Below are 19,987 nucleotides of genomic sequence, written 5' to 3'. Positions count from 1 at the left end.
CAATGTCCGTCCAGCCGCCCGCGGGGGAGGCACAACCGGGCGCAGGGCAGCCGGAGGATGACGACTACGTCGAAGAGGAGTTCCAGCCCACCGAAGCCGACGGCGGCATGTTCGGTGCCATGCCGGCCAAGAAAGCCGAGCATTTCTGGCCGTCTGCCAAACGTCTCATGGGGCTGCTGAAGCCCGAAGCGCTGGGCATCTATGCCGTGGTGGGGCTGGTGGTCATCTCCGTGGTCCTCAACGTCATCGCCCCCAAGATCCTGGGCCAGGCCATGGACGTGATCTTCGCCGGGGTGGTTGGCAAACAACTTCCCGCCGGGGCCAGCAAGGAGCAGTTCGTTGCCGGCCTCCGGCAGCAGGGGCAGGACAACTTTGCGGACATGGTGGCCCGCATGGAACTTGTGCCCGGCACCGGCATCAACTTCGACAAGCTCACCATGCTCATCGCCATCGTGCTGCTCATGTACTTCGTGGCGAACATCTTCATGTGGCTGCAGGGGTACGTGCTGAACCGGATCGTCATGAAGGTCATCCGGCGGCTGCGCGATGACACCGAGGCCAAGCTGAACCGGCTTCCCCTGAACTACTTCGACACCCGGCAGCGCGGCGACGTGCTGTCCCGGGTGACCAACGACGTCGACAACATCCAGCAGGCACTCCAGCAGGCCTTCGCCCAACTGGTCAATTCCGTGCTGAGCGTGGTGGGCATCGTGATCATGATGTTCATCGTCTCCTGGCAGTTGGCCCTGATTGCCCTGATCGCGCTTCCGCTGTCCGGGGTGGCCGCTGGCCTGATCGGAGTCCGGAGCCAGAAGCTCTTTGCTGCCCAGTGGAAGAACACCGGGTCATTGAACGGCCAGATCGAGGAGTCCTTTTCCGGGCACGACCTGGTCCGCGTCTTCGGCCGCGATGCGGACATGCTGGCCCGGTTCGAGGAACGCAACGAGGCCCTTTACAAGGCAAGCTTTGGGGCGCAGTTCGTGTCCGGAATCATCTTCCCCGTCATGCAGTTCGTCTCCTACTTGAGCTACGTGGGCATCGCAGTGGTGGGCGGCCTGCGGGTGGCATCCGGCGCCATGTCCCTGGGTGATGCCACCGCGTTCATCCAGTACTCCCGTGAGTTCACCCAGCCCCTGGGCCAGATGGCGGGCATGGCCAACATGCTGCAGTCCGGCGTGGCATCCTCCGAGCGCGTCTTCGAATTCCTGGACGCCGACGAACAGGACGCCGAGACCGCCACCGAACACCTGCCGCCGAAGACCGACGGGCATGTGGACTTCCGGAACGTCACCTTCAGCTACACCCCGGACAAGCCGCTCATCGAGAACCTGTCCTTCACGGCAGAGCCCGGCAACACAGTGGCGATTGTGGGGCCCACGGGCGCCGGCAAGACCACGCTGGTGAACCTGGTTATGCGGTTCTACGAGCTCAACGCCGGCTCCATCATGCTCGACGGCGTGGACATTACGCACCTCAGCCGCTCCGAGCTGCGCTCCAAAGTGGGTATGGTCCTCCAGGACGCGTGGCTGTTCGGCGGCTCCATCTACGACAACATCCGCTACGGCAACCTCAACGCCACGCACGAGCAGGTGATGGCCGCCGCGAAGGCCACCTTCGTGGACCGCTTCGTGCGGGCGCTGCCCGAGGGCTACAACACCGTGATTGACGAGGAGGGCAACAACGTCAGCGCCGGCGAGAAACAGCTCATCACCATCGCCCGTGCTTTCGTGGCGAACCCCTCGCTGCTGATCCTGGACGAGGCCACCAGTTCCGTGGACACCCGCACCGAACTCCTGGTGCAGAAGGCCATGGCCGCGTTGCGCTCGGACCGCACGAGCTTCGTCATCGCCCACCGGCTCTCCACCATCCGCGATGCCGATACCATCCTGGTCATGGAAAACGGACAAATCGTGGAACAGGGCAACCACCAGCTGCTGCTCGATGCCCGGGGCGCCTACCACCGCCTCTACATGTCACAGTTCGCGGGTGCAGATGCCGGAGAAGTACCGGTGGACGATTCGACGGCGGTGCGCAGCTGAGCGCCCAGCAGGCCGAGGCAGCCCAGCAGCTGCAGCGGCAGGAAGACGGACGGGAGGCCGCGGAAGGGGCCGGGCCGGACGGCGGTAAGCGCATTGAGGTCCTGGTGCCGATGCGCTGGGGAGACATGGACGCCTACGGCCATATCAACAATGTCCAGATCGTCAGGATGCTGGAGGAGGCAAGGATCGCCGCCTTCGGGCCGCCCCGGGGCGCGGGTCTGCCCGGTGTGGAGCCGCCGGTATCGCTGTTCAACGACGTTCCGGCCGGAACCATGGCGCTGGTGGTGGATCACAGGATCCGCTACGTCCGGACGCTGGAGTACCGCAACATTCCGGCGGTGGTGCAGCTCTGGATCGGCGCCGTCAAGGGAGCCAGCTTCGATATCCACTACCTGCTCCAGGACCCCGTCACCCGCGAGGACTGCGTGAAGGCGAGCAGCCACCTGGCGTTCGTGGACGAAACGACCGGCCGGGTGCAGAGACTCAGCCAGGAACAAAAGGAACGGATGGCCCCCTACAGGCAGTAAGCCTCTGGACAGGGCCGGTCTGGACACACTGGACTGGAACAACCAGCGAACGGTGAAAGGAAGCCCCGATGGCTAAAAACAAGATGGCCAAGAACAAGACCCATGGCCGCCGGAACAAGAAGACATGGAAGGAAATGTCCCCATCCGGCAGGGCGGGCATCATCCTTACCGCGATCATGCAGGTGTCCCTGCTGGTTGCCGCCCAACGGGACATCTCGCGCAGGCCCGCCGAGCTGATTAACGGCCCAAAGGCTGTTTGGCGGGCGGCCTCGTTCATCAATTTCATCGGCCCCATGGGGTACTTCGTCTTCGGCAGGAAGCGGCCCGCCACCGGCATTTAGCCCGGCATGGCGGATGGGCGGCCGGACGGTTTGGAGCGGCCGCCCAGCTTGACCCTGTAAATTTGGAGGCATGACCCCCACTGCCACTGTTGCCATGACCCGCGCCCTCGGCATCTCCAAGGAGATCGAGGATGCGGCGTGGTTCGTGCTGGGGCCCGGTCTCCAAGGCAAGGCTTCACCCCTGGACGGCCGCACCCGGACCTGGTCGGTTCCGGCGGCCGCGGAGTTGCTCGACCGCCTGGACCGGGGCATCGCCGACTCCAAGGCCCCGATGATGACCAACCTCCGCGAGAACCTGGAGGGCGCCACCCGCGGGGCCAAGCAGTTGGCCGTGGAGCTGCTGTTCCTGCAGTCGCTTCCGCTGGCCCACGAAGTGAAGTCGTTGAAGGTCAAGCGCGCCCGCGTGGCCGAGGCCGCGGGCTGGCTTGAGCCGCCGCTGGAGCTTCCCGAGGAGCTGTACGCCGGCATGACGGACCACGGCGTGATCCGCGACCGGACCGCCGAATTCAACTGGACCATCTGGGACCACCTGAAGTGGCTGTGCCGGTTTGTGCAGAACGTTGCGCAGCGGCCGGCAAGCGTGGTGCAGGCGGCCATCAAGGACCCCGTGCAGTTCCACCGCCTCGCTGCATCAACTCCCGACGATCAGCCCGCCATCCGCCGCAGCATTGAGTTCCTGGCCTGGCCCAGCTACTTCGAGCCGGTGGTGGCGGACGTGGAGCGGCAGGAAATCCGGGACGCGTTCGCGTCGCTGGTGGGCGGGGCCAACGGCGACAGCGAAGAGGACATCACGGCGGACATCCACCGCATCCGGCTGCACCTGGACGATCAGGCGGGCCAGCGCACGGACTGGTACTCCCGCCAGCTGGTCAGCCAGTGGCGCAAAGTGGGCGACCCCGGCCGGCGGGCCTGGCTGCTCCGCACGCACAGCGACCACGCCGAGCTGCTCACGGCCTGGCACGGCGAGGAAAAGGTGACCCTCGACGTCGAACATCTCCGGCACCTGGACCCCGGCGTCACCGCCGGCCTGGTCCAGCACGCCGTGGACGAGGACTACAAACACCTTGGCTACGTGGAACGCGAGGACACCAAGACTGCGGTGTTTGCCTTCCTGACCGTCATGAAACCGGGTGACCTGGTGCTCTACCAGCACGCCGGAACTGTCCGGCTGGGCGGCGTGCTGGGGGAGCCCGAGTACAACGACGACAACCGCCGGCTGCGGCGTAAGGTGCGCTGGTTCGACGACGGGCACACCACCACCAGCCTTCCCCGGCACGTCCAGCGCCAGCTCGCCACCCCCGGCATCGTGGTGGACGTGACCCGGGTGGTCCAGGCGCTGCAGGCGCTGCTGCCTGCCGAGGCGGAAACCGAGCCCGACGGCGACACTGACGGTGCCGCCGTCGTCCAGCCTGTCCAGGAGGGCTTCCGCCCGCTGACGCAGGAATTCGCGGCGTCGCTGCACATGGAGCTGGAACCGCTCCAGGAGATCGCGGACCTGCTGGAGGAGAACCGCCAGCTGGTCCTCTACGGCCCTCCGGGCACCGGCAAGACCTACCTGGCCAAGCACCTCGCCGCCGAGCTGGCAGACGACACCACCGACGAGCGCGTCAAGCTGGTCCAGTTCCACCCGTCCTATGCCTACGAGGACTTCTTCGAGGGCTACCGGCCGGACAAGACGGACGAGGGCCAGGTGTCCTTCAAGCTGGTGGCTGGCCCGCTGCGCCGCCTGGCCGAGGAAGCCGCCAAGCCCGGGAACGAGAAGAAGCCGTACTTCCTGATCATCGATGAGATGAACCGCGCCAACCTGGCCAAGGTGTTCGGCGAGCTGTACTTCCTGCTGGAATACCGCGACGACCGGATCTACCTGCAGTACAGCCCCAACGAACCGTTCACGCTGCCGGACAACCTCTACATCATCGGCACCATGAACACTGCGGACCGCTCCATCGCCATGATGGACGCAGCCATCCGCCGCCGGTTCTCCTTCATTGAGCTGCACCCGCAGACCGAGCCGGTCAAGGGCTCCCTGCTCCGGTTCCTGCAGGCCCGGCAGCTGGACACCACCCCGGCGCTGCTGCTGGATGCGCTGAACGGTGCCATCGACGAGTGGGACCGGGACCTGATGATCGGGCCGTCCTACTTCATGAAGCCGGCGGCCCAAACCCCGGCCGGGCTCCGCCGGATCTGGAAGTATGAGCTGATGCCGCTGCTGCAGGAGCACTACCACGGCCAGCTCACGCGGGCGCAGCTGGAGGAGCGCTTCGGGCTGGACCAGCTGCTGGGACGCGTTGCAGCGCGCTGATCCCCGGGCGTCCGTGCGGCACCTGGTCCTGGACGAGCTGTCAGGCGGCCTGGTGGAACGGCTGGACGCGCCAAGTGCTTCCTTCCTGAACTCCAGCGGGCTGGCCAAGGCATCCCCCATGGGCATGGGGCTGTACCGGATTGAACCGGTGGGCAAGGTGGGCTCCGTCCGGACCCCCACGCTCCAGCTGGACGTCCGGCCCAAGGACAGGCTGGGGCTCAGCCGGCTCCTCTTCCTCCTCAGCTATGCGGGGGATCAGGGCTTCCGGCCGGACCTGGTGGCCGCTGACGAGGACCGGGACCTGTGGAGCGCCCTGGCCGAGTCGCTGGCGCAGCTGGCCGAACGGGCCCTGGGCCGTGGTGTCCTGCAGGGCTACCTCACCGTGGACGAGTCGCTGCGGACGGTCAAGGGACGCATCCGGATTTCGGACCAGATCTCCCGCCGTCCCGGGATGCTGGTTCCCCTGGAGGTCTCCTACGACGAGTTCACCGAGGACATCGCGGAAAACCGGATCCTGCGCGCTGCGCTGGAGCGGATGGGGCAGGTGCCGGGGGTACGGCCGGAGGTGCTGGGCAGGCTGCGGCAGCTGAAGGGAAAGCTCGACGCCGTCACACGCCTTCCGTCCGGGGCGCCGGTGCCGCCGTGGAAGCCCACCAGGATGAACCTGCGCTACCACGCCGTGCTGCGCCTGGCGGAGCTGATCCTGCGCAACGCGTCCGCGGAAGCGGGGGAGGGCAGGCAGCGGACGGCCTCGTTCGTGGTGGACATGGCCCAGGTGTTCGGGGACTTCGTGGGAACCGCACTGCGGGCGGCGATGGCCGCGTATCCGGGGGAGCTTCGGCTGCGGTACAACGCCCTCCTCAGCGAGGCGGTGCGCGACTCGGACCGCCTGTCCGTGCGCCCGGATGCTGTCCACCTGCTGGGTGGGCGGCCGGTGGTGGCGTACAACGCCAAGTACCGGGCCGCGTCGGACGCCGGTGCGTCCCTCACCGCAGACCATTACCAGATGCTGGCGCACTGCACGGCGCTGGCCGTACCCACCGCCTGGCTCGTCTATGCCGGCAAGGGCGAAATGAAACTCCGCCGCATCCTTAACACCGATATCGACATCGTGGAGTTCCCGCTGGATCTCAGCCAGCCGCCGTCGGCCATCCTTGCCTCCGTCAGGGACCTCGCCCGCCAGTCCTGGGGCGAGGTGGTTTCCCACCCGCGTCCTGCCCCCGCAGGCCCGGCCAGGTAACCCCGCGGGCGCGGGGCCGCTACACCGGCACCCGGAACATGAAGGTGGTCCCTTCACCCAGCGTGCTGTCGACGCCGATGGTGCCGCCATGTGCCTCGACGATCGCCTTGCTGATGGGCAGGCCCAGGCCCACGCCGGGGATGGCGGTGCGGCGGACGCTGCTGGTGCGGAAGAACTTGGCGAACACTTCGGAGGCGTCCTCCGGGCTCATCCCCATGCCGGTGTCGGTGACGCGGCAGGCCACGTGGCCGTCCTCCTGCGCCAGCGACACCACCACCTCGCCGCCGTCCGGTGAGTACTTGATGGCATTGGACACCAGGTTGTCCAGGACCTGGGAGATCCGGGCGCTGTCCACGTGAGCTTCCAGGCGCTCCGGGGTTTCGGCCCGCAGTTCGACGCCGGCGGCGGCGGCCCGCGGCATCGCGGAGGAGACGCTGCTGCGCACGAGTTCGGCCACATCGACGGCGTGGGGCGTGACGATCAACTGGCCGTTCCTGCTGGACAGCAGGTCCGACACCAGGGTCAGGAGCCGCTCAGAGTTCCGGCGGATGATCTCCAGCATCTCGCGCTGCGGCCCTTCCAGCTCATCGGCCAGAAGGATCTCCACGTACCCGAGGATGGAGGTCAATGGCGTGCGGAATTCGTGGGAGACGCTGGAGACGAAGTGGTCCTTGGCGGTGAGCGCGTTCACCAGGTCCGTGACGTCGCTGAAGACGATGACGGAGCCGCCGAGGTTGCCATCGGAATCCTTCATGGCGCGTGCCGTCGTGACAAAGGCCCGCTGTTCTTTCCCCTCGCCCAGCCAGACGAGGTAATCGGTGAAGGTTTCCCCCAGGACAGCCCGGCGGACCGGCCGCTCCTCCACGGCGACCAGCGTCTTGCGGTCAGGGCCGAAGACCAGCAGCTGTGACTCGTTGGGGTCCGCGATATTCTTTGGCCTGGCCAGTTCATGGTTGGCGCGCTGTTTCCGGTTCATCAGGACGTCGTGGCCGTCGGCGTCGACGGCAAGGACGCCCAGGTGCACGGTTTCCAGCACGGTGTTTAACAGGGCCTCCTGGCGCTTGCTGATGCGCAGGTTGGCCCTCAGCTGCTCGTCTTTCTCCTCCAGCTGCGTCTGCTGGCGCATCATGCTCAGGGTCAGGACGCTCACTGAGACGCCAATGCCCAGCATCATGACCGGCAGCAGGAGCGACCGGGCAAAGTCCTGTGGCGTGTAGTTTCCCTTCACGAGCAACGGCACCCAGATAATGGCCAGCGGTCCCAGGAAGGAGAGCCACAAGGCGGCCCGCGGGTAGTAGCCCGACGCGCAGAGCCAGATGACCGGGAACACGGCCAGCAGGCTGATACCCGCGAGGCTTTCCTGTCCGCCCTCCCGGCCGGCGGCGATCGAGATGAAGTCCAGCAGCGGGATGGCCAGGAAGCTGGTGTAGGGCAGCCGCTCCCAGGGGATGAGGTAGCACAGCGCCATGATCGCCAGCTGGGAGATGAGGAACGTGACGAAAAGGGGGTTGTCCATGGTGTCCGGGAAGAACGCCCAGACCAGCAGGGCCGTCAGGATGGTGGTCACGAACAACGGCATCTGGCTCATGGCCACCCGGTCCGTCAGCCGGTACTCGTGAAAGGGCCGCTTGAAAAACCGCAGCCGTCCGGAGGACCAGGCTGTGGGGTCGCTCATGGGGTGGAAGACGCGGATGTGGGGGTTTGCAGGGCCATACCAGCAGGATATCCGCAGCCAGCTATACTTCTGACGTTGGCACTGAGGGGGCTCTATGAGTGAGGCACGTGTGGGTCTGGTCATCGAGGATGACCACGACATTCGGGAACTGGTTCGCACTGTGCTGACCCAGGCTGGATTCGACGTCTCGGTCGCCAGCGGCGGCGCGGAGGGCGTCCTGATGGCAAAGAGCCTGAATCCTGACGTCATCACCCTGGACCTGGGGTTGCCGGACATCGACGGATTCGAGGTGTCGCGGCAGATCCGCGAGTTTTCGGATGCCTACATCGTGATGCTCACGGCCCGCACCGAGGAACTGGACACCCTGATCGGGCTCGAGTCGGGTGCGGACGACTACCTCACCAAACCGTTCCGGCCGCGCGAATTGCGCGCCCGCGTCGCGGCCATGATGCGGCGGCCACGCTCCGTTCCCGAGCCCGGCGAGGTAACGGTGGATGCTTCCCAAGACGGAACCGCCCACCCCGAGCGTGGAAACTTCAGCCACAACGGGCTGGAACTCAGCTACGCGTCCCGCACGGTGGCCGTCGACGGCAAAGAGATGAACCTGACCCGAACGGAGTTCGAACTCCTGTACGCGCTCCTGGAAGCCGGCCGGACGGTCCGGACCAAGTCCGACCTGGTGCGCAGGCTTCGGGATGAGGATTACGACGTCGGCAGTTACATCAGCGAGGCCGACGAACGTTCCGTCGAGGTCCACATGGGAAACCTGCGCAAAAAGCTGGGCGACTCGCCGCAGCAGCCGCGGTGGCTGCAAACAGTCCGCGGAGTGGGTTATCGCTTGGCGCCCGGGCAGCACTGAGCCTGCAGCCGGTGCGTGGTTTGCCTGCTGCACTGGGTGATGGGCCGCAGGTACGCGGCTGCCAGCCTGGGCAATGCCACCGTCATGTCAGCGTGTCGCGCCTCGGCCCGGATCTCGTTCTCCAGTTCCAGGGCAAGCCCCGCCAGCCGCTCGGCTCCAACCATCTGGCTTGAGGTCTTCAAGCTGAGGACGGCATCCATCGATCCGTCGAGGTCTCCGGTGGTCAGGGCAAGCCGCAAACGGGCCAGCCGTTGTGGCAGGTACTCGATGAAGTTCCCCACGAAGACCCTGCTGTAGCCTTCTTCCTCCTCAAGCTCTTCCCGCAGCCGGTCCAGGACGGACTGGTCTACCAGCGGCCTGGGCGCATCATCTGAAGTGCTCATGACACTCCTTTCTGCTGGAATTGCTGACTCGGAAAACAGGGTGGTAATGCGGAGGTGCTTCGTCTTTTTTCAGGTTAGGACCGTTCCCTTTACCTTGCAGAAGACTCGGCAAGAATTGTGGTTTTCTTGATGGGAGTGCGGTTTGCTGCCCATAGGATCAAGGCCAGTGCTTTCCGCATTGACGTCAACAGCGGCCCAAAACCGCCTTCAATCTGGGGATAGATTGCCGTGTTCCGAACGCTCAGGACCTTATTTGCCGCGCTCTTAATCGTGGCTGGTTTGGCCGTGTCCATAATCCAGCCGGCCAGCGCAGCCACTTCACCTCAAGTTACGCTCAACCCGGCTTCCGGTCCGGCCGGTTCCGCGGTGACCGTTACCGGAACAGGGTTCAAGGTCTCCACTACCGGGACAGTGATTGTGGGTTCCACGACCTTCGCGTTCCAGACCACATCGACGGGTGCTTTCAGTACGGGGATAACCATTCCAGCGGCGTCAACCGGAAACCTCACCATCACTGCCAAGACCTCGTCCATCAAGGCTTCCGCGATTTTCGTGGTTCAGGCTGCCCCGGCTCCGGCTCCGGCTCCGGCACCAGCGCCCGCCCCGCAGCCGCCCACAGTCAGCACGGCTCCCTTGCGCTTCGGAGTGGCAACCGCCGGGGGAGCGCTGGCCGGCACCGAGCTTGACGAGGTGGCCACCCTGGCCGGGGAAAGTCCCTCGATGGTCATGATCTACAAGGATTTCCTGCAGTCTCCGCCAATCACCGAGATGGATGCGGTGCGCTCGCGGGGTGCCACGCCCCTGGTGACCTGGGAGCCGTGGGTTTGGGGCGGCGGGGTGGAACAGCCGGCCTATTCGCTTGACCGGGTGGCTGCCGGTGACTTCGACGCACATATCACCCAGTGGGGCCAGTCGCTGGCGGCCTGGGGCAAGCCGGTCATGCTGCGCTTTGCGCACGAGATGAACGGCAACTGGTATCCGTGGGCCGAGGGCGTCAACGGCAACCAGCCCGGAGACTATGTGGCCGCTTGGCGTCATGTGCACGACGTTGTCGCCGCGACGGGTGCCGCCAATGTCCAGTGGGTTTGGTCCCCGAACGTGCCCTACTGGGGCTCGACCGACATGGCCGGCCTGTACCCGGGGGCAGGTTACGTGGACATCGTGGCGCTGGACGGCTACAACTGGGGCACGTCCCAAACCTGGAGCAGCTGGGTTTCCCCGGTGGATCTCCTTGGCCCCGGCATCTCCCAGCTCCGCACCCTGGCACCCGGAAAACCCGTCCTGATCGCGGAGACAGCGTCCAGTGAGTTGGGTGGTTCCAAAGCCGCCTGGAACACGGACCTGGTGTCTTATCTGGCCGCGCAGCCGGACGTGATGGGCTTCGTCTGGTTCCATCTGCAGAAGGAAACGGACTGGCGCATCAACAGCAGTGACTCGTCGGCATCCGCCTTCAAGTCCGCCCTGTTGGCCCGGAGAAGCTAGGGGATACGGGATAGCCGCTCCTAAACTGCCAGTGGCGTGCTGCCTGATCGCGGCAACCCGTTCATCCTGCCTCGCCAGGATCAAGGACAGTGCCGGCAGCGGCTAAAGATTTCCTCAAGAATTCCTGCGTCAGCCGCCGGCGTCCAGGAAGTTCACCAACTGGGTTTCGAGGGCTGAACGGTCCTTCAGCTCGCACTCCCAGACTGTCAGCACTTCCCAGCCGGCGTCTTCCAACTGCCGGCGCTGACCTTCGTCGCGCTCTCGCGTCCGGGTGCGTTTGGCGGCCCAGAACTCGGCGTTGGCTTTCGGAGCGTGCAGGCCCACCCTGCAGTCATGGAAATGCCAGAAGCAGCCGTTGACGAAGATCACCTTGTGCCGGGCGGCGAAGACGAGATCCGGATTTCCCGGCAGTTTGGTGCCGCCGGACCTGCCGTGCAGGCGGTACCGATAGCCCTTGGCGTGCAGCAACCTGCGGACCAGAAGCTCGGGTTTGGTGTTCTTGCCGCGGATCCGGGACATGTTCCAGCTGCGCTGCTCTGGGGTGAGCTTGTCTGCAGTGGACCTGTCCGCCATCCTTCCAGTCTAGGAGCGGTTAGATCTCCCGTTCCGGCTGTTCGCCGAACACGAAGTGCCGGCCACTGACGGACTTCGGTTCGATCTCCACGTAGAAGTCCTTGAGTGTTGGAACCCAGGTCTTCAGGCCAAGCTCCTCAATGGCTGCGAGCTCATCCGAATTGCTGAGCACACGCGCTGTGCCCCTCAGGACAACCGACCAGGCCTCCTGCGATAGGATGCCGTCGGTCTCGAACAGCACCTGGGCGTTGATCGTCAGTTGCGCGAGTTTGTTTCCCGGCGCCGTGCGCAGGTAGACCTTCCGGTTTGAGGTCACGTAATTCACCGGGAAAATGTCCGGTTCCCCCGCAACAGAAACCACCAGCCGCCCGTGCTGCGTTGCCGCCAGCAGGCGCCAGGACTGCTCGTCATCGAGTTCCAGGACGGGATTGCCGTCCGCGTGTTCAAACATCATGCGGCCATTGTTCTACTCGCAGTAGAAATGCGCCAGAGGCTTTGTACCCATCTCCGCCTGTTTGTGACAGGTCCGTCAAGGCTTAACACTTCCGAAACAGGCTTGTGACCGGACTGTCTTTCCTGCTGGATAGCGTCGCACGCAGGGCCGTGATGGCTAAACGCAAACGAAAGCGACGCACCTAATGGGCAACGACACAGATACAACGCAATTACTGGAACCGGCGGCACCATCCGGTGCCGCCGTCGTCGGACATTCCCCGGCAACCCCGACGGCAGGCAACACCGCGGCGCTGAACGCCACCAAGGAAAGCCTGGAGGACTACACGCTGCGGTTCGCGCCGCGCTCCTACCGCAAGTGGAGTGCAGGAGTGGTGGCAACGAGCGCGCTGGGCGGCATCGCCTACCTGGCGGACTTCTCGATCGGCGCGAACATCGGGATCTCGTACGGCACTGTCAACGCGATCCTGGGGATCCTGGTGGCAGCCGTCGTCATCTTCGCCACCGGATTCCCCTTGGCCTACTACGCGGCCCGGTACAACATCGACCTGGACCTGATCACCCGCGGTTCCGGCTTTGGCTACTACGGATCGGTGGTCACGAACGTTATTTTCGCGACCTTCACCTTCATCTTCTTTGCGCTGGAGGGCTCCATCATGGCGCAGGGCCTGGAGCTCGGGCTCGGCGTCCCGCAGTGGCTGGGGTATGCCGCCTCCACCGTGATCATCATCCCGCTGGTGATTTATGGGATGAACACCCTGGCCAAACTTCAGGTGTGGACCACTCCGCTGTGGCTGCTGCTGATGGTGGTTCCCGTGGGCTACCTGCTGATGTCCCATCCGGAGAGCATCGACAGCTTCTTCGCGTACACGGGTGCGTCCGGCGATGGCGGACCGAACCTGGCGTCCGTGATGCTCGCAGCCGGAGTGTGCCTGTCCCTGATGGCGCAGATCGCCGAGCAGATCGACTACCTCCGGTTCATGCCGCCGCGTACCGAGGCCAACAAGGGAGCCTGGTGGCGTGCGGTGATCCTTGCCGGTCCGGGCTGGGTGATCTTTGGGGCGATCAAGCAGATTGTGGGACTGTTTATCGCCATCTACCTGATCGCCACACTGGACCCCGCCGCCTCTGCCACGGCCAATGAGCCCGTGCACCAGTTCCTGGGCGTCTACCAGGAGATGATGCCGGCCTGGCTGGCCATGACGCTGGCCGTGGTGCTGGTGGTCATCTCGCAGATTAAGATCAACGTCACGAACGCTTATTCGGGCTCCCTGGCGTGGACCAACTCGTTCACGCGCATCACTAAGACGTACCCGGGCCGGATGGTGTTCGTCGTGGTGAACCTGCTGATTGCGCTGGTTCTGATGGAAGCGAACATGTTCGATTTCCTCAATACCATCCTCGGTTTCTACGCCAACTGCGCCATGGCCTGGGTGGTCACGGTGGCGTCCGATATCGCCATCAACAAGTACCTGCTGAAGATCTCGCCGAAGGTGCCGGAGTTCCGCCGCGGCATGCTGTACGCCGTGAACCCGGTCGGATTCGTGTCCATGCTGGTGTCCGCAGGAGTTTCCATTGCCGTGTTCTTTGGTGCGTTCGGTGCCGCAATCCAGCCGTACTCGCCCATTTTCGCGGTTGGCCTGGCGCTGGTCCTGCCACCGGTTCTCGCTGTGCTGACCCGCGGGAGGTTTTATCTTCGCCGCACCGAAGACGGCATTGATCTGCCCATGTTCGACGCCGATGGGAACCCGAGCGACGCCAAGCTCCTGTGCCACGTGACGGGGTTGGAATTCGAGCGGCCGGACATGGTGCGTTCCGCGCAGGACGCTCCCGACGGCGGTATCCAGTACGTTTCTTCGCTCGCCTTGTCGACGGACAAGACAGGGGAGTTGGTGCTCCCGGCCGGAAAATAGGCGCTTTAGTTCTGGCGGTCATTACAAAAAGGAAGCCGGTGCACGTGGTGTGCCGGCTTCCTTTATGACTTCTTCTGTCGCATTCCGGATGGTAGAAACGGAACCGGGTCCGCCTGTGGATAAGTTCGGTCGCCGAATTGTGACGTGGGCTACCCTTAACTCACTGTCCGGAGCAAGCCGTCTTGAAATTTACTGGGGGTACAGCGGCCCATGACATCACAGAACATCTTTACGTCCCGCGCTGTGCGGTCCGGGGCAGCAGCCCTTGTTATTGGTCTTTCACTGGCTCTGTCCGGCTGCAATTCCGGGGGCTCTCCGGGGCCGGGCGGCACTTCGTCCCCCGTGGCGGCCGAGACGCCCACAGCCAGCACCACGCCGACTCCCACCCCCACACCCAGCGCCGTCTATAAGCCAGCCGACGCGTCCGGCCCCGCCCAAAACGTGCCGGTTCCCGTGTTGCCGGAAGTAGCCAAGACGGAAACGAAAGAAGGGGCAGAGGCATTTTCTAAGTATTGGTTCTCCGTCCTGAGCTATGCATATGAGACGGGTGACACTGTTGCTCTATCGAAGCTTTCCAAAGCTGAATGCACCTTCTGTCGGGGTCTCGTTGACGATATCGAAGCTGCTTGGGCTGAAGGTAAGTGGATTTCTGGCGGCCAAATAGAAGTTCCGGTTGCTACCGCCAAGCCTTCCACCAACGGCTCTATGCAGGTGGTTCTACAAGTACTTCAGAAAGAACTGGCTATCCATAACCACGACGGAAGCCTCTATCAAGAGAAGACAGCCGCAACAAATGCGGGAAGCGTCGCGATGGTGAAGTTCGCCGACGCAGCATGGGTGGTCAACGACCTTGGGCTGACCCGATAGCCATGGCCTACCTAGGCAAGGCCCTCGCAGTCCTCGCCTGCTGTGTGGTGCTTTTGATTACGTCTTTTTTGACTGCCTATGCAGAAGACACTTCGGACTCGAAGCCACGGATCGGCGGGGGCTTTGTGAACACCGGAGTTCGCGTAGGGGCTGATAATTGGGTGCCTGATCCCGGTACTGGCGAATTTAGTCGTGCTGAACCTGGGACTGTAAGCACCGACCCCAACGAGTACAAGTACGAGCTCCAATGCCACCTCGGCGGAGGAGACTTTGACACCCCTTGTCTTGCCCGCCAGCTCGACTGCAAGGACCGGGAGGACGGTGCCAAGGGCATTCCGGTCGTGTGGCTGTCGCGGCCGCGGGGCGTACCCGGCGCGGTTTGGGCGCATCACTCAGGACCCACCTGCCTTTACGATCCGAAGCCCGAGGACCTCCTGCCCCGGATCGCCGCCGATATCCAGCGTCAGTTCCAGAACCTGCCGGTCAACGCGGGGAAGGTTGTGGCGCAGCCCAGCCCCAATACCCTCCGGGGCGCGGAGACGAACTTTTACGCGGAAGCGATTGAACAGCAGTTCGACATCACCATGTTCGGCCAACAGGTACACGTGGTGGCGACACCCGTCCAATACACCTGGAACTACGGGGACGGCACGGTTTTCGGCCCCCAGCCGTCAATGGGCGGCGCCTTGCCGCAGGACAGGTGGGGCGAGAAGACCCGGACCAGCCACGCCTACGCATCCACCGGCGATTTCCAGGTGGTGCTGACAACCTCGTTCCAAGGCACCTATTCGGTGAACTCCGGTCCACCCCTTCCGATACCCGGCCAGGGCCAGTTCAGCGCGCCCCCGCAAGGGATCAGCGTCTGGCGCTCGCTCACCCGCAACTACGCCGACGACTGCAACGCCAATCCCCAGGGGCAGGGCTGTCCGGGTGCCGGAGCGCCACGGTAGGTTCAAAAGCAGGGCAGAACTGGCTGTGATCCCCATCGCACCAGCGAAAGTCCGGAATAGTTGCACGCGCCCCACAGTTGGCAAAGGCAGTACGTCTTCAGCCTTCGAAAGGAACTGCGCATGCTGTTTTCCCCACTCACCCTCGGCGAACTTGAACTTCCCAACCGGCTGGTGATGGCACCCCTGACCCGCCTCCGCGCCGGCCAGGAAGGCATCCCGGGCCCGCTCGTCGTCGAGCACTACCGCCAGCGCTCGTCCCTTGGCCTCATCGTCAGCGAGGGCACCTACCCCACCCCCGCAGGACAGGCCTATCCCGGCCAGCCGGGCATCGTCACCCAGGAGCAGGTTGCAGGGTGGAAAAAGGTTACGGATGCCGTCCACGCCGAAGGCGGGCGCATGTTCGCCCAGATCATGCACGGCGGCCGGGTTTCGCACCCTGACATCACCGGCGGTCTGCACATCGTCGCCCCCAGTGCCGTAGCGATTGACGGCGACGTCCGGACGCCGGCCGGCAAGAAGCCCTACCCGGTGCCGCAGGCACTGACCACCGACGAACTCCCCGTCGTCATCCAGGAGATCGTCAACGCCTCCCTGAACGCAATTGAGGCAGGGTTCGACGGTGTGGAACTGCACTCGGCCAACGGTTACCTCCTGCACGAGTTCCTAGCGCCGAATTCCAACATCCGGACCGACAGCTACGGCGGATCACCCGAGAACCGCGCCCGTTTTGTGATCGAAACGGTCAACGCAGTGGTTGCCGCCCTCGGCGCGAACCGGGTGGGCCTGCGCATTTCCCCGGAGCACAACGTCCAGGGCATTGCCGAGACCGACGCCGCGGATGTTCGTGCTACGTACGAAGTCCTCGTGGACAGCATTGCGCCGCTCAACCTCGCCTACCTGAGCATCCTGCACCACGAACCTGCCGGCGAACTTGTCCAGGACCTTCGCGTACGCTTCGGCGGCACCTTCCTGGTGAACACAGGCTTCGGCGTGGTCACCACCCGGGAAGAAGCCGTGAGCCTGGTGGCTGAGGGCCATGCGGACGCCGTGGTGGTGGGCCGCCCCGCGATCGCTAACCCGGACCTTGCCCGCCGCTGGAAGGAAAGCCTTCCGCTGAACGAGCCCGACGCCTCCACCTTCTACGCCGAAGGCGCCACCGGTTACACGGATTACCCGGCCTACCAGGGCTGAGCGGCTTACCAGGGCTGAGCGGCGGATCGGCCGAGTCGAACAAAACGACGACGGCGGCACCCATCATGGGTGCCGCCGTCGTTGGCTGTCTGGGGTGCTGGTCCCGGGCAGCAACACCGGAAGGTCATCCGACGACCTCACAGCTGAAGAATTATGTGGCCCGCCGGACTCCATCGGATGCCGGCGGTGATCAGATGCTACTCCAACGAATGGACTCTTACCAGAGCCAGTTTTGCCGCAAGGAAAAAGCGCTAGAGCACGGCTTCCCGGCCGGTCCCTTCCTTCATCACCAAGCGCCCGTCCTCGATGGACACCAGCACACTCTTGGGCCTGCCGCTGACCTTGGTGATGGCTTTCAGCCCACGGTTGGTGACCTCAACGCCCACCTGGGCACCCTTGGCCGGCAGCTCTACCGAGACCTCTGACGCGATGCCGAGAAGCGGATTCGTGGAAATCCCCACATCCCTGCGCACAGCCTTCCCGTTCACGGTCACGGTGACGTTCGCTTCGTCGAACCCGTCCTGAAACACAACCAGCAATTCCCGCATGGTGGCCTCTTCCTCGAGCATGGGTGCCAGTGATGGCTAGTCCACTACAGCACTTTGCGCGTCCCAGGGGAATACCTGCTTCTCCCTATGGCGCCTCAGCGAGTACGGCGGCGGTGGAGCCCCGCAGGCCGGTAAGGCAAGATGTTCTGGTGACCCAAATGCCAGGACCTTCCGCCGCTTCCGTCCGCCCCAGCGCATCAGGGGAGGACCAACTCTTTGCCCAGATCGCTGCTGAGCTGGGGGTCAAGGCCTGGCAAGTGAAGGCTGCAGTTGAATTGCTCGACGGCGGCTCGACAGTTCCGTTCATCGCCCGGTACCGCAAGGAAGCCACCGGGACGCTGGACGACACCCAACTCCGCGACCTCGACGAACGGCTCCGCTACCTCCGGGAGCTGGCGGACCGCCGTCGTGCCGTCCTCGACGCGATCGAAGCGCAAGGCCAGCTGACGCCGGAACTGCGCAAGGCAATCTTGGCGGCGGACACCAAGTCGCGGCTTGAGGACATCTACCTGCCGTTCAAGTCCAAGCGGCGGACGAAGGCCCAGATCGCCCGGGAAGCAGGCCTGGAGCCGCTCGCGGACACACTCTTGAAGCGGCCGGACCTGGATCCCGACCGCGAGGCCGCGAAGTACCTCAACAGCGCGCATTCCGTTGATGACGCCGCCGCCGCGCTCGCAGGTGCACGCTCCATCCTGGTGGAAAGGGTGGCCCAGGATCCCGACCTCGCAGCGAATTTGCGGGACCGGCTGTGGGTCCAGGGCCGGATGGTGTCCCGCGTCAAGAAGGGCAAAGAGGCAGAAGGCCAGAAATTTGCGGACTACTTTGAGTTCGCCCAGGCGCCGGACAGGATGCCGTCCCACCGGGTCCTCGCGCTGTTCCGCGGGGAGAAGGACGGCATCCTTGAGCTGGACCTCGCCGAAGCCGATCCATCGGACGAGGCCGCCCTCACCGCCGCCCGCGCCCGCTACGAGTCCGCCGTGGCCAGGTTCCTCGGGGTCGCCGACCGCGGCCGCCCCGCCGACGCCTGGCTGCTGCAGACCGCGCAGGTGGCATGGCGCTCGCGCGTGCTGTCCCGCCTCACCTCTGATCTCCGGGCAAGATTATTCGCGGCGGCGGAAGACGAAGCGGTCAGGGTGTTCGCAGCAAACCTCCGCGACGTCCTGCTGGCCGCCCCTGCTGGAAACCGCGCCACGCTGGGGCTGGATCCCGGACTGCGCACGGGCGTCAAGGTCGCAGTGGTGGACGGCACCGGCAAGGTGGTGGCCACAGACACGGTCTACCCGCACGCCCCGGCACGCAGGTGGGACGACGCCCTGGCCACCCTGGTGCGGTTGGCGCGGCAGCACGCCGTCGAACTCGTAGCCATCGGCAACGGCACGGCGTCCCGCGAGACGGACAAATTGGCTGCCGAACTGATCAAGCTCCTCCCGGACGTGGACTGGAAACCGCAGAAACTCGTGGTGTCCGAGGCTGGCGCGTCCGTCTACTCTGCTTCCGCGCTCGCCGCCGCGGAACTGCCGGGAATGGACGTTTCGCTCCGGGGCGCCGTTTCCATTGCCCGGCGGCTGCAGGATCCGCTGGCCGAACTCGTGAAGATCGACCCCAAATCCATCGGCGTGGGCCAGTACCAGCACGACGTGACGGCGTCGAAGCTGGACCGCAGCCTGGACGCCGTCGTGGAGGACTGCGTCAACGCCGTGGGTGTTGACGTCAACACCGCCTCGCCCGCGCTGCTGAGCCGGGTGGCCGGCGTCGGTCCTTTGCTGAGCGAAAACATTGTGGCCTACCGGAACGAGCACGGACCCTTCAACAAGCGCACCGACCTCAAGAAGGTACCGCGGCTGGGCGCGAAGGCCTTCGAACAGTGTGCCGGCTTCCTGAGGATCTCCGGAGGAGCCGAGCCGTTGGACGCGTCGAGCGTGCACCCGGAGGCATACGCCGTCGCGCGCAAGGTTTTGAAGGCCGCCGGCGCGGCCCCGGCGTCGTCCCTGGACCCACAGAAGTTCGTTGACGATACCTTCGGTCTGCCGACGGTCAGGGACATCTTGGCTGAGCTGGACAAACCGGGGCGCGACCCCCGGCCCGCCTTTGCCGCCGCCACCTTCTCGGAGGGGATCGAAAAGATCGCTGATCTGTTGCCGGGCATGATTCTCGAAGGAACCGTGACCAACGTTGCGGCGTTTGGTGCCTTCGTGGACATCGGAGTCCACCAGGACGGCCTGGTCCACGTCTCCGCCCTGGCCAACCGCTTTGTGTCCGATCCGCGCGAGGTGGTGAAGTCCGGTCAGGTGGTCAGGGTCAAGGTCCTGGAAGCTGATCCTGAGCGGAAGCGGATTTCGTTGACCCTAAGGCTCGACGACGAACCGGCCAGCGGCGGTGCAGGTTCCGGGCGGAGCGGCTCGGCGAAGCCCGGGGCAGGGAGACCGGGCGGGAACGACAACCGCCGGGGAGTGGGCGGCGGCAAGGGTGAGCGCAGTGGACGTCCGGACCGGCAACAGCCAGGGAAGCAGCCGTCAGGCAGGACCGTGGGTGGTGGCCGTCCCACTCCTGTAGCCCAGCCCGTCAACACGGCAATGGCGGAGGCGCTCAGGAAGGCCGGCCTGGGCAAGTAGTCCATCAGGGCTTTTGGCAGTGGCGGCTTTTC

Annotated in this window: 17 protein-coding genes; 12 read left to right on the top strand and 5 right to left on the bottom strand. The window is 64.8% G+C overall.

The window, feature by feature from the left end; genetic code table 11:
• Positions 1-2 precede the first annotated feature (2 nt).
• The 5 genes from AC3ANU_RS18290 to AC3ANU_RS18270 all read left to right on the top strand — a co-directional run bounded on the left by AC3ANU_RS18290 (position 3) and on the right by AC3ANU_RS18270 (position 6,449).
• Entirely contained in the window at positions 3-2,039 is a 2,037-nt protein-coding gene (locus AC3ANU_RS18290) for an ABC transporter ATP-binding protein (protein WP_326498086.1), read from the top strand.
• A gap of 110 nt (positions 2,040-2,149) precedes the next feature.
• Positions 2,150-2,566: an acyl-CoA thioesterase gene (locus tag AC3ANU_RS18285; protein ID WP_268003354.1), complete on the top strand. Its 417-nt coding sequence runs from the start codon at positions 2,150-2,152 to the stop codon at positions 2,564-2,566.
• 83 nt (positions 2,567-2,649) lie between these two features.
• Positions 2,650-2,907 carry a PLDc N-terminal domain-containing protein gene (locus AC3ANU_RS18280; protein ID WP_026265820.1) on the top strand — a complete coding sequence of 86 codons (258 nt, stop codon included), beginning with the start codon at positions 2,650-2,652 and terminating at the stop codon, positions 2,905-2,907.
• 70 nt (positions 2,908-2,977) lie between these two features.
• Positions 2,978-5,209, top strand: coding sequence for an McrB family protein (locus AC3ANU_RS18275; RefSeq protein WP_268002643.1), 2,232 nt, complete (start codon positions 2,978-2,980; stop codon positions 5,207-5,209).
• Positions 5,196-6,449, top strand: coding sequence for a 5-methylcytosine restriction system specificity protein McrC (locus AC3ANU_RS18270; protein ID WP_186447836.1), 1,254 nt, complete (start codon positions 5,196-5,198; stop codon positions 6,447-6,449). Before AC3ANU_RS18275 ends, AC3ANU_RS18270 begins: the two co-directional genes overlap by 14 nt.
• Before the next feature lie 19 nt (positions 6,450-6,468).
• Here the strand turns inward: AC3ANU_RS18270 and AC3ANU_RS18265 are convergent, their stop codons facing one another.
• Positions 6,469-8,124, bottom strand: coding sequence for a sensor histidine kinase (locus AC3ANU_RS18265; protein ID WP_488315032.1), 1,656 nt, complete (start codon positions 8,122-8,124; stop codon positions 6,469-6,471).
• 94 nt (positions 8,125-8,218) lie between these two features.
• Between AC3ANU_RS18265 and AC3ANU_RS18260 the strand changes: the two genes are divergently transcribed.
• Positions 8,219-8,983, top strand: coding sequence for a response regulator transcription factor (locus tag AC3ANU_RS18260; protein ID WP_186447835.1), 765 nt, complete (start codon positions 8,219-8,221; stop codon positions 8,981-8,983).
• Here AC3ANU_RS18260 and AC3ANU_RS18255 read toward each other — a convergent pair.
• Positions 8,956-9,366, bottom strand: a complete 411-nt coding sequence (locus AC3ANU_RS18255) for an Hpt domain-containing protein (RefSeq protein WP_018769614.1) — start codon at positions 9,364-9,366, stop codon at positions 8,956-8,958. The two genes, AC3ANU_RS18260 and AC3ANU_RS18255, sit on opposite strands and share 28 nt — an antisense overlap.
• Before the next feature lie 228 nt (positions 9,367-9,594).
• On the opposite strand from AC3ANU_RS18255, the gene AC3ANU_RS18250 reads away from it, so the two are divergent.
• Positions 9,595-10,848, top strand: a complete 1,254-nt coding sequence (locus AC3ANU_RS18250) for a glycosyl hydrolase (protein ID WP_488315031.1) — start codon at positions 9,595-9,597, stop codon at positions 10,846-10,848.
• A gap of 129 nt (positions 10,849-10,977) precedes the next feature.
• On the opposite strand, the gene AC3ANU_RS18245 is transcribed toward AC3ANU_RS18250, so the two are convergent.
• The gene (locus AC3ANU_RS18245; RefSeq protein ID WP_018769616.1) at positions 10,978-11,421 is read right to left on the bottom strand and encodes a very short patch repair endonuclease; all 444 of its coding nucleotides are present in this window, start codon (positions 11,419-11,421) and stop codon (positions 10,978-10,980) included.
• A gap of 19 nt (positions 11,422-11,440) precedes the next feature.
• Positions 11,441-11,875 carry a pyridoxamine 5'-phosphate oxidase family protein gene (locus AC3ANU_RS18240; protein WP_026265824.1) on the bottom strand — a complete coding sequence of 145 codons (435 nt, stop codon included), beginning with the start codon at positions 11,873-11,875 and terminating at the stop codon, positions 11,441-11,443.
• Between the two features lie 184 nt (positions 11,876-12,059).
• Between AC3ANU_RS18240 and AC3ANU_RS18235 the strand changes: the two genes are divergently transcribed.
• The 4 genes from AC3ANU_RS18235 to AC3ANU_RS18220 all read left to right on the top strand — a co-directional run bounded on the left by AC3ANU_RS18235 (position 12,060) and on the right by AC3ANU_RS18220 (position 16,795).
• A complete protein-coding gene (locus AC3ANU_RS18235) occupies positions 12,060-13,787 on the top strand; it encodes a purine-cytosine permease family protein (protein ID WP_488315030.1) in 1,728 nt (575 codons plus the stop codon).
• A 342-nt stretch (positions 13,788-14,129) separates the two neighbouring features.
• A complete protein-coding gene (locus AC3ANU_RS18230; protein ID WP_488315029.1) occupies positions 14,130-14,654 on the top strand; it encodes a DUF6318 family protein in 525 nt (174 codons plus the stop codon).
• 161 nt (positions 14,655-14,815) lie between these two features.
• Positions 14,816-15,604: a PKD domain-containing protein gene (locus tag AC3ANU_RS18225; RefSeq protein WP_043424992.1), complete on the top strand. Its 789-nt coding sequence runs from the start codon at positions 14,816-14,818 to the stop codon at positions 15,602-15,604.
• A 120-nt stretch (positions 15,605-15,724) separates the two neighbouring features.
• On the top strand, positions 15,725-16,795 hold the full coding sequence (locus AC3ANU_RS18220) for an alkene reductase (protein WP_488315028.1): 1,071 nt from the start codon (positions 15,725-15,727) through the stop codon (positions 16,793-16,795).
• A gap of 251 nt (positions 16,796-17,046) precedes the next feature.
• Here AC3ANU_RS18220 and AC3ANU_RS18215 read toward each other — a convergent pair whose 3' ends face one another.
• Complete coding sequence (locus AC3ANU_RS18215) at positions 17,047-17,364, bottom strand: hypothetical protein (protein ID WP_018769621.1); 318 nt, start codon at positions 17,362-17,364, stop codon at positions 17,047-17,049.
• A 137-nt stretch (positions 17,365-17,501) separates the two neighbouring features.
• Here AC3ANU_RS18215 and AC3ANU_RS18210 point away from each other — a divergent pair, with 137 nt between their 5' ends.
• On the top strand, positions 17,502-19,955 hold the full coding sequence (locus tag AC3ANU_RS18210; RefSeq protein ID WP_488315995.1) for a Tex family protein: 2,454 nt from the start codon (positions 17,502-17,504) through the stop codon (positions 19,953-19,955).
• The last annotated feature ends 32 nt before the right edge of the window (positions 19,956-19,987 follow it).

This window comes from Arthrobacter sp. SDR-2R, from assembly GCF_057747955.1.
Note: the sequence above shows the minus strand (reverse complement) of the source record. Positions and strands in the feature narration are given on the sequence as shown.

Excerpts from the sequence above, each read along its gene's own strand:
- AC3ANU_RS18290 (WP_326498086.1), top strand. The coding sequence starts at position 3 with ATGTCCGTCCAGCCGCCCGCGGGGGAGGCACAACCGGGCGCAGGGCAG.
- AC3ANU_RS18285 (WP_268003354.1), top strand. The coding sequence starts at position 2,150 with ATGCGCTGGGGAGACATGGACGCCTACGGCCATATCAACAATGTCCAG.
- AC3ANU_RS18280 (WP_026265820.1), top strand. The coding sequence starts at position 2,650 with ATGGCCAAGAACAAGACCCATGGCCGCCGGAACAAGAAGACATGGAAG.
- AC3ANU_RS18275 (WP_268002643.1), top strand. The coding sequence starts at position 2,978 with ATGACCCCCACTGCCACTGTTGCCATGACCCGCGCCCTCGGCATCTCC.
- AC3ANU_RS18265 (WP_488315032.1), bottom strand. The coding sequence starts at position 8,124 with ATGAGCGACCCCACAGCCTGGTCCTCCGGACGGCTGCGGTTTTTCAAG.
- AC3ANU_RS18260 (WP_186447835.1), top strand. The coding sequence starts at position 8,219 with ATGAGTGAGGCACGTGTGGGTCTGGTCATCGAGGATGACCACGACATT.
- AC3ANU_RS18255 (WP_018769614.1), bottom strand. The coding sequence starts at position 9,366 with ATGAGCACTTCAGATGATGCGCCCAGGCCGCTGGTAGACCAGTCCGTC.
- AC3ANU_RS18245 (WP_018769616.1), bottom strand. The coding sequence starts at position 11,421 with ATGGCGGACAGGTCCACTGCAGACAAGCTCACCCCAGAGCAGCGCAGC.
- AC3ANU_RS18240 (WP_026265824.1), bottom strand. The coding sequence starts at position 11,875 with ATGATGTTTGAACACGCGGACGGCAATCCCGTCCTGGAACTCGATGAC.
- AC3ANU_RS18235 (WP_488315030.1), top strand. The coding sequence starts at position 12,060 with ATGGGCAACGACACAGATACAACGCAATTACTGGAACCGGCGGCACCA.
- AC3ANU_RS18220 (WP_488315028.1), top strand. The coding sequence starts at position 15,725 with ATGCTGTTTTCCCCACTCACCCTCGGCGAACTTGAACTTCCCAACCGG.
- AC3ANU_RS18215 (WP_018769621.1), bottom strand. The coding sequence starts at position 17,364 with ATGCTCGAGGAAGAGGCCACCATGCGGGAATTGCTGGTTGTGTTTCAG.
- AC3ANU_RS18210 (WP_488315995.1), top strand. The coding sequence starts at position 17,502 with ATGCCAGGACCTTCCGCCGCTTCCGTCCGCCCCAGCGCATCAGGGGAG.